The following is an 11,975-nucleotide window of genomic DNA, read 5'->3' on the forward strand; positions in this document are numbered from 1 at the left end:
GGAATGCCTGTGGCCTCCACGGACGATGTCACCGAGAGCAAAATCCTGCTGGCCGAGTACGACTGCCTCAAGGAGGAACAGAAGACCCGCATAGGGTTCCGCGACAACCTGCTCTACTTCACGCTCGCCGCGGCCACTGCGGTCGTGGCAGTCAGCGTCCAGAGCGGCCAGTCCCGACTGCTGCTCTCCGTCCCCGCGATCTGCCTGATCCTGGGCTGGACCTACCTGGTCAACGACGAGAAGATCTCGGCGATCGGCTGCTACGTCCGCGACCAACTGGGACCGCGCCTGGAGGAACTCGCCTCCGCCCACGGCACGGTGTTCGGCTGGGAGGTCTACCACCGCAACGTTGCGGGCCGCACCATGCGCAAGCGGCTTCAGACCGCGGTGGACCTGTTCACGTACCTGGTCCTGCCAATGGTCTGCACGACCGCGTTCTGGTGCTCTCCCACCGTTCAGCCCCTGCTCGTGCTCACTTCTCTCGTACAGACGCTCGCCCTGGCCGTACTGGGCTGGCAGTTCCTGCTCCGTGCGGAGCGGTAGCACCAGCCCCGCCGGACCCGCTCCACACACGCGTACGACGCCTCCGGTGCGCGGAGGCGCGGGCCGGGCTCCGCTATACGGTCAGCAGGCGTCCGGCTCGGGCCGGGGCAGTTCGTCCAGGTCGAGGGTGTAGGTGCGTCCGTCGGCCAGCTCGATGGGCAGCTTGCCCGAGCCGTACTTGTGCGTGTGCGCCGCGATGTAGCCGGAGCCGGTGGGCCGGGTGTGGACGACGACCTCGGCGGCGTACGGGTCCACCACCAGGTAGACCGGGATGCCGTAGCGGGCGTACTTCGCCGTGCAGTCGTCGTAGTCCTTGCGCGCGGAGGAGACCGACACCACCTCGGCGATCAGCAGCGCGTCCTCGAAGCCGTAGCGCTTGCCCCGCCGCTGCGCGTCCTCCCGCATGATCGCGAAATCGGGAGCTGAGTTCTCGTCCGCCGGGAAGTCGATGTACACGTCGGAGATGACCTTCGCATGTCGACCGAGGGCCAAGGAGTCGATCTGCATCGACCTGATGGTGCTGGAGTGCTCCTCGCTCTGCGGAGTCATGATCACCTTCCCGTCGGCACCGAAGAAGACCACGTACCCCGTGGGGAACTCGGTGTGCATGACCGCGTCGACGCTCATCAACAGCTCCTTCCCGTCGCCCCTCAGCATATGGGCCCTGGCCCGCGCAGGGCGGCCCTTGCTCGGCAGCGCCGGCCGGCGGAGACGAGGCCGCCTCCCACCAGGTACCGACGGAGTGTGGCGTACTGCTCAGGCACCCACTCGGGCGAGGCGGCCAACTTGTCTTCAACCCGGCGTCTGTGTCCTGTCCCAGCCGCTCGCCATGCGCATGCATAGCGCTACTCCCCGGAACAATCCCAGTTCAGATCTACCGGGTTGTGCACATCTAGTAGCACCAGTGGCAGGCGGCGTACCCGACCGGCAGCAGCACGGACACACTCCGGCGCCGCGCCTCCTCGAACGCCTCGGACCCCCAGGACCACCAGTCCACCGGGTTGTCGGCGTGCTGCTGCAGATACGGCGAGGTCGCGTCCGCGAGTCGGTTCGGCATGCCCCCGTCCTCGCGCATCCAGGCGCCTCGCGGTCGGCAGGCGCAAGCGCCGAACGGCGGCCCCGGCCGCCGTTCAGGTCCCCCGGCGGCCGAACGTCACCCCTCGACGGCCGCGGGGCCCCCCTTCGCTGCCGGACGTCACTCCTTCGCGGCCTCGGGCTCCTCCGCGAAGTCCACGCGCTTCATCTGCTTGTTCATCGACTTCACCAGGAACCAGGTGGCGACGCCCAGGGCGGCGAAGACGACGAAGCCGAGAAGGCCGGGGGTCACCTTGGCGTCGTCGAGGGCGAGGCCGGTGGCGAGGTCGGTGAAGCTCATCGGGGTGCTCATTCCTCCATGGTGACCCGGCCCGACATCGGCCGGGTCACCGGGGTGGGGCGTATCGCCCGTCTGGCGGACAGCCGCAGGTCAGGCGACCGGGCTCGGGGTGCGCAGACCGGCGAAGAGGTCGTCCTCGGGCAGGTCGGTGTCGATCAGGGTACGGGCCAGCTCGTAGTCCTCGGTCGGCCAGACGTCCCGCTGGACGTCCAGCGGGACCCGGAACCACGGGCCGTCCGGGTCGATCTGGGTGGCGTGGGCGATCAGCGCCTTGTCCCGGACCTCGAACCAGTCGTCGCAGCGGACCCGGGTGGTGATCTCGCGCTCCTTGCGGCCGCTCTTCTCCCAGCCGGCGATCCACTCGCCGTACGGCGAGTCGAGGCCGTGCTCGGTAAGGTAGGCGTGCAGCGCGCGGATCCGGCCCATCGGGAAGCCGTGGTTGTAGTAGAGCTTGGACGGCTGCCAGGGCTCGCCCGCCTCGGGGTAGGCGTCCGGGTCGCCCGCGGCGTCGAAGGCCAGCATGGAGATCTTGTGGGTCATGATGTGGTCCGGGTGCGGGTAGCCGCCGTTCTCGTCGTACGTCGTGATGACGTGCGGACGGAACTCACGGATCAGCTTCACCAGCGGCGCCGCCGCCTCGGCCACGTCCTGGAGCGCGAAGCAGCCCTCCGGCAGCGGCGGCAGCGGATCGCCCTCGGGCAGGCCGGAGTCCACGAAGCCCAGCCAGGCCTGCTTGACGCCGAGGATCTCGCGTGCGGTGTCCATCTCCTTGCGGCGGACCTCGTGGATGTTCTTCTCGATGAACGGGTCGCCCTGGAGCTTCGGGTTGAGAATGGACCCCCGCTCCCCGCCCGTGCAGGTGGCGACCAGGACGTCCACGCCCTGGGAGACGTACATGGCCATGGTGGCGGCACCCTTGCTGGACTCGTCGTCCGGGTGCGCGTGCACCGCCATCAGTCGCAACTGCTCAGTCAACGCCTGGTTCCTTCCGGGTATCTCCGGTTCGTCGGGCCGGCTCCCCCGCCGCGTCCGGCGCGGCCATGCCCCTCCTATAGTGACTGACTGAAGGGCTCGTCCATTCCCTCCACCGGCCGATCGCCCCTCGTCGAAAGGACCGAGCCCGCCATGACCTCCAGCCCTACGTCCGTCCGGCCGCTGCCCGAGGGCCGTTACAGCCGCCGCAGCGACGAGGAGGCGGACCGGAAGCTGCGGATCGCCGCGATCGTCTGCGGGACGCTCTTCCTGGCCCTGGTGGCCTGGCTCGGCGGCTCGTACCTGCTGCGCGAGACGGCGATGAACGGCACGGTCCCGACCTTCCAGGTGGTCTCCGCGCACGAGGTGCAGCTCCAGCTGTCGGTGCGCAAGAGCGACGGCACCGGCGGGGTCTGCACCGTCCGTTCCCAGGACAAGAGCGGCTCCGTGGTCGGCCAGTACGACTTCCCGGTACCGGCCGCCGGCAGCAGCTACAGCAAGGTGGTCACCCTGAAGACCACCGACTGGGGCACCACCGCCGAGCTGCTGGGTTGCACCCCGGGCAAGTGACCCGGGACGGGTGAGCCGTCCGGACCGGCCGCAGGCCCGCCCCAGGCGCACCGGCGCCCGGTCGGCGCATACTCCCCGGTGCGGCCGGGAATCTCTCGGAAAGCGGCTCCGGCCGGCCGCACGCGTTGGCGCGTCAAAGCTCCGTACCGTCCTCTCCCGCTCCGGATCGGAAGTTGTTAGGCTCGTGGTTTCGCCCCTTCCGCGCCGGTCGGCCCGGGAGTGGGCGTTGCTTTGTAGTACGACCAACCTTTGCAATGCACGGCACCACCCCTGCTGACGACCAACCTCAGCACAGCCCAGCACCGACGAGGAGCACCCGTGACCCAGACCAGCGAGAACGTGACCTGGCTCACTCAGTCCGGCTATGACCAGCTCAAGGCCGAGCTGGAGCACCTGACCGGCCCCTGGCGCATCGAGATCGCCCAGAAGATCGAGGCCGCGCGTGAGGAGGGTGACCTCAAGGAGAACGCCGGCTACCACGCGGCCAAGGACGAGCAGGGCAAGTACGAGGCCCGGATCCGCCAGCTGACCCAGCTGCTGGAGCGCGCCAAGGTCGGCGAGGCTCCGGCCGACTCCGGCGTGGTGGCTCCCGGCATGGTCGTCACCGTCGCGTTCGACGGCGACCTGGACGACACCATGAAGTTCCTGCTCGGCTCCCGGGAGGCGGGCGGCGACGACCTGGACATCTACTCGCCCCAGTCCCCGCTCGGCCGCGCCATCGACGGCAAGAAGATCGGCGACGAGGCCTCCTACGAGCTGCCGAACGGCAAGCAGGCCAGCGTGAAGATCGTCGAGGTCAAGCCCTACGAGGGCTGATCCCGCCACGTGCGCACGAGAGCGGCCGCGCCCCGGCGAGGGGCACGGCCGCTCCGTCGTGTGCGCCCGGTGCTCAGCCCGCGGCCTTGCGGTACTTGCGGACCGCCAGCCAGGAGAACACCACCGTGATCACCACCGACCAGCCGGCCGAGACCAGCGCGGCGTGCTGCATCGGCCAGGACGGGTCCACCGGGCCGACCTGGTTGCCGAACAGGTGGCGGGCGGCCTGCACCGTCGCGCTGAACGGGTTCCAGTACGCCACCGCCTGCAGCCAGCCCGGCATGCTGGTGATCGGCACGAAGGCGTTGGAGATGAACGTCAGCGGGAAGAGCCAGATCAGGCCCGCCGAGGTGGCCGCCTCCGGGCTGCGGACCAGCAGCCCGATCAGCGCACCGATCCAGGAGAAGGCGTAGCCGAGCAGGAGCAGCAGCGCGAACCCGCCGAGCGCCGGCAGGAAGCCGTCGTGGATCCGCCAGCCGACCAGCAGCGCCACCACCGCCAGCACCAGCAGGGTGAACGCGGTCTGCACCAGGTCCGCCAGGGTCCGCCCGACCAGCACCGCTGAGCGGGCCATCGGCAGCGAGCGGAAGCGGTCGACCAGGCCCTTGGTCATGTCCTCCGCGATACCTGCGGAGGCGCCGGCCGTTGCGAAGGTCACGGTCTGGGCGAAGATGCCGGCCATCAGGAACTGGGTGTACGCGGAGGAACTGGCGTGTGTCCCGGGTATCTGGATCGCGCCGCCCATGACGTACGAGAACAGCAGCACGAACATCACCGGCTGCATCAGCCCGAAGACCACGATCTCGGGGATCCGGGTCATCCGGCGCAGGTTGCGCTTCGCGACCACCCAGGAGTCGTGCAGGGTGGCGGCGATGCCGCTCCGGTGGACGGGGGCGGGGTGGCCGACGGCGGGTTCGGTGGCCGTGGTGGTGGTCATCTCAGGCGTCCTTTCCACTGCCTCGGCGGCCCTTGGCCGACTGCTGCCCGTCGCTCTCTCCGCCCTCCCGGCCCTCGGCGGCGTGGCCGGTGAGGGAGAGGAAGACGTCGTCCAGGGTGGGGCGGCGCAGACCGATGTCGTCGATCTCGATCGAGCGGGCGTCCAGCTCGCGGATCACGTCGGCGAGCACCTTGGCACCGCCGCTGACCGGGACGGTGATCCTGCGGGTGTTGTTCTCCACCGCCGCGTCGCCCTTGGCGTACTGGGTGAGGGCGGCCAGGGCCTCGGAGAGGTCTTCGCGCCGGTGCACCACGACCTCCACCCGCTCGCCGCCGATCTGCGCCTTGAGCTGGTCGGCGGTGCCCCGGGCGATCACCCGGCCGTGGTCGACCACCGCGATGTCGTGGGCGAGGCGGTCGGCCTCCTCCAGGTACTGGGTGGTGAGCAGCAGGGTGGTGCCCTGCTCGACCAGGGACTCGATGACCTCCCACAACGCCAGCCGGTTGCGCGGGTCGAGACCGGTGGTCGGCTCGTCCAGGAACATCACCGGCGGCCGGACCACCAGCGCGGCGGCCAGGTCGAGGCGGCGGCGCATACCGCCGGAGTAGGTCTTGGCCGGGCGGTCCATGGCCTCGGTGAGGTTGAACCACTCCAGCAGCTCCAGCGCGCGGGCCTTCGCGTCGCGGGAGCTCATCTGGTAGAGCTCGCCGACCATCCGGAGGTTCTCGCGGCCCGTCAGGTACTCGTCCACGGCGGCGTACTGGCCGGAGAGACCGATCAGGCTGCGCACCTTGTTGGGGTGCTTGAGCACGTCCATCCCGGCGACCGTGACCCGGCCCGAGTCGGGCTGGAGCAGCGTGGTGAGGACTCGGACGGTGGTGGTCTTCCCCGCCCCGTTGGGGCCGAGCAGGCCCAGCACCGTACCTTCGGGGACGTCCAGGCTGACGCCGTCCAGGGCGCGGACGTCCCCGAAGGTCTTGACCAGGTTCTCGGCTTGGATGGCTGGCGCCATGGGCCTGTCTCAACTCCCGTGAGCGATTCGAGGTTCGAGCGTTCTGTCCGCCCCGCCCCGCCGCACAGGGCGCACTGCACCCAGTCGGCAGAGGAAGACGCGATACATCGCGAGAATGGCAGATTGCGATATATCGCGTCAAGGCTCGGTTCCGTGGCATGTTTCAAAGTCCGGTACGGCCCGGCTCCCCAGCCTGCCAGGCAACACTGACAACGCCCACCGGTTTTCCGGCCCGCCGCCCCTACTGGGCTACCGGGCTACTGGGCTACCACGTACCCCGCGGCACGCAGCTCGCTCATCACCTGCGTGCAGTGGTCCGGGCCCTTGGTCTCCAGGTGCAGGTCCACCTCGACCTCGGTCAGGCCGAGCCGGGGGTCGGTCCGCACGTGCGCCACGTCCAGCACGTTGGCGTCCACCTGGGTCAGCACCGCGAGCAGGTCGGCCAGCGAGCCCGGCTTGTCGGCGAGGCGGACCCGCAGCGAGAGGTAGCGGCCGGCCGCCGCCAGGCCGTGCCGCAGCACCCGCTGCATCAGCTGCGGGTCGATGTTGCCGCCGGACAGCACGGCCACCACCGGGCCCCGGAAGCCGTCCGGCTGCTCCAGCATCGCCGCGATCGGGCTGGCTCCGGCCGGTTCGACCACCAGCTTGAGCCGCTCCAGGCTGAGCAGCAGCGCACGGGAGAGCGCGTCCTCGGAGACCGTACGGACGCCGTCAGCCAGGGTGTTGACCACCTCGAACGGGATGTCTCCGGGCCGGCCGACCATGATCCCGTCAGCCATGGTGCTGAAGTGGTCCAGCGAGACCGGGCGCCCGGCCGCCAGTGAGGGCGGGTACGCGGCGGCCGCGGCCGCCTGGACACCGATCACCTGGACGTCCGGCCGCAGCGGCTTCACCGCGGCCGCGATCCCGGCGATCAGGCCGCCTCCACCCACCCCGGCCAGGATGGTGCGCACCTCCGGGCACTGCTCCAGGATCTCCAGGCCCACCGTGGCCTGGCCGGTGACGATGTCCCAGTGGTCGAAGGGGTGGATGAAGACCGCGCCGGTCGCCTCCGAGTAACGCTGTGCGGCCTGCAGCGCCTCGTCCACGGTGGCGCCGTGCAGCCGCACCTCGGCGCCGTACTCCCGGGTGGCGGCGACCTTCGGCAGCGGGGCCGCCAGCGGCATGAACACGGTGGAGTGCACCCCCAGCAGGGACGCCGCCAGGGCCACGCCCTGCGCGTGGTTGCCCGCGCTGGCCGCGACCACGCCCGCCGCGCGCTGCACCGGGGACAGCCCCGCGATCCGCACGTAGGCGCCGCGCAGCTTGAACGAACCGGTGCGCTGCAGGTTCTCGCACTTCAAGTGCACTGGGGAGCCGATCAGCCCGGAGAGGTGCCGGCTGCTCTCCATCGGGGTGACCCGGGCCACCCCGGCGAGCATCTTGTGCGCGCCCCGGACGTCGTCCGTGGTGATCGGCCAACTCTGCATGCCGCCAGCCTAGAACCGCGCGGCGCGACCGGCCGGGCGCTGCACGCGGCGGGGCCACCCGGTCGGGCCGCACCGTTCGGGGCGCGGGGAACGGCGCGACCGACTCTCGGCGGAGGTACGCGGTCGCGCCCGGTTCCCCGCGGCCCGGAAGGTCACTCCCGCCCCGGGGGCCCGGGGCGGGAGTGACGATCAGCCCAGGGCCTGCTGGAGGTCGGCCAGGAGGTCGTCGATCGACTCGATGCCGACGGAGACGCGGACCAGGTCGGCCGGCACCTCCAGCTTGGAGCCCGCCACCGAGGCGTGGGTCATCCGGCCGGGGTGCTCGATCAGCGACTCCACACCGCCCAGCGACTCGCCGAGGGTGAACAGCTGCGCCCGGTTGCAGACCTCGACCGCAGCCTCCTCGCCGCCGGCGACCCGGAACGACACCATGCCGCCGAATGCCTTCATCTGCTTGGCGGCGATGTCGTGGCCCGGGTGCTCGGCCAGGCCGGGGTAGAGGACCTGGGAGACCTTCGGGTGGCGGGTCAGCAGCTCGACGACCTTCTCGGCGTTGGAGCTGTGCCGGTCCATCCGGACGCCCAGGGTCTTGATGCCGCGCAGCACCAGCCAGGCGTCGAACGGACCGGAGACCGCGCCCATCGCGTTCTGGTGGTAGGCCAGCTGCTCGCCGAGCTCCGCGTCGGCCGCGACCAGCGCACCGCCGACCACGTCCGAGTGCCCGCCCATGTACTTGGTGGTGGAGTGCACCACCACGTCCGCGCCGAGTGCGATCGGCTGCTGCAGGTACGGGCTGGCGAAGGTGTTGTCGACCACCAGCAGCGCGCCCGCGCCGTGTGCGATCTCGGCCAGCGCGGTCAGGTCGGCGATGCCGAGCAGCGGGTTGGACGGCGTCTCCACCCAGACGGCCTTGGTGTTCGGCCGCAGCTGCGCGCGCACGTCCGCCAGGTCCCGCATGTCGGCGACGTCGAACTCCACGCCCCAGCGAGCCAGCACCTTGGCGAACAGGCGGAAGGTGCCGCCGTACGCGTCGTTCGGGATGACGATGTGGTCGCCCGGCTGGAGCACGGCGCGCAGCAGGGTGTCCTCGGCCGCGAGGCCGGAGGCGAAGGCGAGGCCGCGGGCGCCGCCCTCGAGTGCCGCGAGGCACTCCTCCAGCGCGGTGCGGGTGGGGTTGGCGGAGCGGCTGTACTCGTAGCCGCCGCGGAGGCCGCCGACGCCGTCCTGCTTGTAGGTGGACACCTGGTAGATCGGCGTGACGACGGCCCCGGTCTGGGGGTCTGCTTCCTGACCCGCGTGGATGGCGAGGGTCTCGAAGCCCTGGGGAAGCTGGTGCTCGGTCATACCAGTGAGCCTAGTGCTCACTGGGCGCGGCACCGGGCAAACGGTCGGGACGGCAGCGGGCATCCCGCCGGTTTTCGGCCGCACCGCGTCCTGGCGCGGCGATCTCCACACTCTGTGCACATGTGCGGTACGCGCCGGCTGACGCCCGCCCGGGGCGGGCAGGACAGCGGCCCCGCCTGGTCGCGGGAAGCGGGCGGGGCCGGCGGCCGGGAAGCGGACCCGGCCTAGCTCTCGAACATGTCCTTGAAGTCCTGGTACGTCAGGTCACCGCTGCGGGCCATCAGGCGAATCGTCTCCTCGGAGACGCCGCCCGCCTTGGCGAGCTCCTTGACCTGGTCGTCGGTCAGCTTCGAGGTCGAGCCCTTGGAGCCGTCGCCCTCCCCCTCCCCCTCCCCCTCCCCCGACCCCGCACCCGCACCCGCGTCGCCGGGTGCGACCGGAGCGGCCGAGGTGCCGGGGGCCGGCTCCTCGCCCGTGGCGGGACCCGGCTGGTCGTCGTCGGCTCCGCTCACCGCGGCCATCAGCACCGCGGTCATCGCGCCCCGGATGTCGGCCGCGGTGAACTCGGTCGCGCCGGACGGCGCCTGCGCGGCGGTGGCGTCCTGGCCGAAGGCGACCTTCACCGGCAGGTGGACGTCCCGGCCGGCCTTCTCCGACAGCTGGGCGACGTCGAAGGTGGCCGAGGACAGCGCACCGTCCTTGACGTAGAGGTCCAGATCCAGCCTGCGGTCCGGGAGCAGGGACGGCTTGCCGACCGGCAGCCCGGCCAGGCCAGGCGTCTTCGCGGACAGCGGACCGACGGCCTTCAGCAGGTCCTCGGCCAGGCCGCGCGCGGGCGCCGAGGCCACGATGTGGTCGGCGCCGTCCTTGCCGCCCTTGTCCTCGAAGCTGAGCCGCTTGGACAGGATGTCCCGGACGGACTTGCCGAAGTCCCTGGCCGTGCTCGCGTCCAGGGTCGGCGCCGTGGTGGGCGCGGCCTTGCCCGAGCTCTTGCCGAGCTGCTCCATCGCCTTGGCGTCGAAGGAGATCCAGTGGCCGGCCAGGGCCTCCCTGGCGGCCTTGTCATCGGCCGGGAGCCGGTCGGCCAGCTTCCGGATCGCTGCCGGGTCCTGGCCGACCAGCGCGAGGAAGCCCTCGATGTCGAACTTCTCGTACGCCCGGTCGCCGACCTTCCGGACGTCCGCGTAGACCTTGCCGTCCTTGCCGGCCAGCGCGTACGAGAAGTTGACCGCCGGGTCGGAGTACAACGCGTTGTAGTCGCCCGAACCCTTGGCCTTCTTGAACGTGTCGAGCTCCTTCAGCGGCTTGTCGGCGCTCATCGAGTAGGAGAGGCTGAGGCCGGTGACCGCCTCCGCGCTCTTCTGATCCATCGGCTTCCCGGGATCCACGGCCCTGCTGAAGGCGAGGAGCTGTGCCGCGGTGGCATCGACGGAGACCTCGACCTTCAACGACTTGCCATCGCCCAGCTTTCCGAAGGCGGTTGACACCTTGTCGGCGGCGCCGAGCTCCTTGACCGTGCCGCAGGCGGCCAGTCCGGTGGCGAGCACGACAGTGCAGGCGGTGGAGGCGACGGCGGTACGGCCGACACCTCGACGAGCGGTGTTGATCTGAGTCTCCCCTGTAGAACGAGGCGCTCCGGGGCCGCAGTTGGGCGCGGCAGCGGGCACACGAAACCTTCCACAGGGAAGCACAGATTCCACGCTTAGTCATGCGATTATCGGCTCATTAGCACCACTTGACCGGATATCCGGACCCACCGGGTCCGAGTGCCCGACCCGCGCCGCCACGTGCGGGATCCGCCGGAGGCTCCACCGGCCCACCCCGCCGAGCCGCCCCGGTCCGGCCACCCGGCGGGGCGCACCGGACCAGGGCGAACCGCCTACCGGGACGGCCCGGGCCGTGAAGCCGGCGGACCGCGGTCGGCGTGCTCGGACGAATCCCCCGGCGTCAGGCCGAGTTGCTGCGCAGAGCTCCGATCAGCCACTCGAAGACCGGGCCGAAGGTGGGGACGGACGGCCAGCCGTTGATCAACGCGATCAGCTGCCAGTACCGCTCCATCCGGGGGTCGTTCCCGGTCTCGAACCGCTCCAGCAGCCACCCCCGGAACTCCGCGCCGTCACTGCGGCCGAAGACCTCGGCGAAGGCGGCGGCCAGTTCGTCCAGTACCGGCCGGGCCGCCGCGCTGTCCGGCTCGGTACCCTCTGCCAGCGCGGTGCCGGCCCGCTCCTGGACCAGTGCGACCAGTCGCGAATCGGCCTCGCTTCCGGTCCTGGCCCCCTCGGCCCGCTCCTTCGCCTGGTACGCGGCGGCCCTGCGGACGCTCGCCCGGAACGACTCGTCCTGCACCAGTTCCGCCAACTCGACCCAGGCGTCCACCTGTTCCGGCTTCGGGTCCTCGGGCAACTCGGGCATGGCACCGCGCATCTTCGCCACGAACTCCGGTCCGACGTCCAGCCCTTCGAAGGCCTCGTCGATGAAGTCGCTGATCAGGCGGCGGCGTTCCTGATCGGTGAGCTTGGCCAGCTTGTGCATGAGTTCCAACTCCTCCGGATCGGACCCGCGTCTGGCCACCGCCCTGAGCACCGCGCGGCGCAGCCGGAGCGTCCGGATCTGGACGTCCAGCGCCTCGGCGTGGGCCGCCGCCACCTCGGCCACGGTGGTCTCCCGCGCCAGCACCCGGTGGATGGTGGCGAGGTCGACGCCGAGGTCGCGCAGCGTACGGACGAGGTCGAGGCGGGCCAGTGCAGCACGGTCGTAGAGCCGGTAGCCGGCGGGTGTGCGGTCGGTCGGCGGCACCACTCCCGCATCGGACCAGAACCGGATGGTCTTCACCGGTATCCCGGTGAGCCGGGACAGGTCGCCGATGGTGCGGAGGGCGTCGTCGTCCATGTCCGCCACTCTGGGGCCTCCCGTCGCTGGAGACTCAAGCGTAAGGAC

The 11,975-nt window shown here is 70.8% G+C and carries 12 protein-coding genes and 1 pseudogene; 3 read left to right on the forward strand and 10 right to left on the reverse strand.

Going from position 1 to position 11,975, the window contains the following annotated elements; all coding sequences use genetic code 11:
* Positions 1-3: 3 nt before the first annotated feature.
* Complete coding sequence (locus tag ACWDAK_RS14695; RefSeq protein WP_344638696.1) at positions 4-543, forward strand: hypothetical protein; 540 nt, start codon at positions 4-6, stop codon at positions 541-543.
* A gap of 81 nt (positions 544-624) precedes the next feature.
* On the opposite strand, the gene ACWDAK_RS14700 is transcribed toward ACWDAK_RS14695, so the two are convergent.
* From ACWDAK_RS14700 to mca, 4 genes and pseudogenes are all read right to left on the reverse strand, one after another.
* Positions 625-1,170 carry a Uma2 family endonuclease gene (locus tag ACWDAK_RS14700; RefSeq protein ID WP_344638697.1) on the reverse strand — a complete coding sequence of 182 codons (546 nt, stop codon included), beginning with the start codon at positions 1,168-1,170 and terminating at the stop codon, positions 625-627.
* A gap of 268 nt (positions 1,171-1,438) precedes the next feature.
* Positions 1,439-1,600: pseudogene (locus ACWDAK_RS14705) on the reverse strand (DUF255 domain-containing protein); the annotation flags it as partial.
* 138 nt (positions 1,601-1,738) lie between these two features.
* Positions 1,739-1,930, reverse strand: coding sequence for a hypothetical protein (locus tag ACWDAK_RS14710; RefSeq protein WP_344638699.1), 192 nt, complete (start codon positions 1,928-1,930; stop codon positions 1,739-1,741).
* Positions 1,931-2,008: 78 nt separating this feature from the next.
* Positions 2,009-2,893 carry a mycothiol conjugate amidase Mca gene (mca, locus tag ACWDAK_RS14715; protein ID WP_344638700.1) on the reverse strand — a complete coding sequence of 295 codons (885 nt, stop codon included), beginning with the start codon at positions 2,891-2,893 and terminating at the stop codon, positions 2,009-2,011.
* 150 nt (positions 2,894-3,043) lie between these two features.
* On the opposite strand from mca, the gene ACWDAK_RS14720 reads away from it, so the two are divergent.
* Together ACWDAK_RS14720 and greA are read left to right on the forward strand one after the other, a co-directional pair.
* Positions 3,044-3,460, forward strand: coding sequence for a DUF4307 domain-containing protein (locus ACWDAK_RS14720; RefSeq protein ID WP_344638701.1), 417 nt, complete (start codon positions 3,044-3,046; stop codon positions 3,458-3,460).
* Between the two features lie 318 nt (positions 3,461-3,778).
* A complete protein-coding gene (gene greA / locus ACWDAK_RS14725; protein WP_344638702.1) occupies positions 3,779-4,276 on the forward strand; it encodes a transcription elongation factor GreA in 498 nt (165 codons plus the stop codon).
* Between the two features lie 73 nt (positions 4,277-4,349).
* On the opposite strand, the gene ACWDAK_RS14730 is transcribed toward greA, so the two are convergent.
* The 6 genes from ACWDAK_RS14730 to ACWDAK_RS14755 form a co-directional block, all read right to left on the reverse strand.
* The gene (locus ACWDAK_RS14730; RefSeq protein WP_427393555.1) at positions 4,350-5,213 is read right to left on the reverse strand and encodes an ABC transporter permease; all 864 of its coding nucleotides are present in this window, start codon (positions 5,211-5,213) and stop codon (positions 4,350-4,352) included.
* A gap of 1 nt (position 5,214) precedes the next feature.
* Positions 5,215-6,225, reverse strand: a complete 1,011-nt coding sequence (locus ACWDAK_RS14735; protein WP_344638704.1) for an ATP-binding cassette domain-containing protein — start codon at positions 6,223-6,225, stop codon at positions 5,215-5,217.
* Between the two features lie 257 nt (positions 6,226-6,482).
* The gene (ilvA, locus tag ACWDAK_RS14740) at positions 6,483-7,694 is read right to left on the reverse strand and encodes a threonine ammonia-lyase (protein WP_344638705.1); all 1,212 of its coding nucleotides are present in this window, start codon (positions 7,692-7,694) and stop codon (positions 6,483-6,485) included.
* A 189-nt stretch (positions 7,695-7,883) separates the two neighbouring features.
* Complete coding sequence (locus tag ACWDAK_RS14745; protein WP_344638706.1) at positions 7,884-9,038, reverse strand: cystathionine gamma-synthase; 1,155 nt, start codon at positions 9,036-9,038, stop codon at positions 7,884-7,886.
* A gap of 224 nt (positions 9,039-9,262) precedes the next feature.
* The gene (locus tag ACWDAK_RS14750; protein WP_344638707.1) at positions 9,263-10,585 is read right to left on the reverse strand and encodes a hypothetical protein; all 1,323 of its coding nucleotides are present in this window, start codon (positions 10,583-10,585) and stop codon (positions 9,263-9,265) included.
* A 400-nt stretch (positions 10,586-10,985) separates the two neighbouring features.
* Entirely contained in the window at positions 10,986-11,927 is a 942-nt protein-coding gene (locus tag ACWDAK_RS14755) for a helix-turn-helix domain-containing protein (protein WP_344638708.1), read from the reverse strand.
* Between the last annotated feature and the right edge of the window lie 48 nt (positions 11,928-11,975).

This window comes from Kitasatospora sp. NPDC001175, assembly GCF_053598215.1.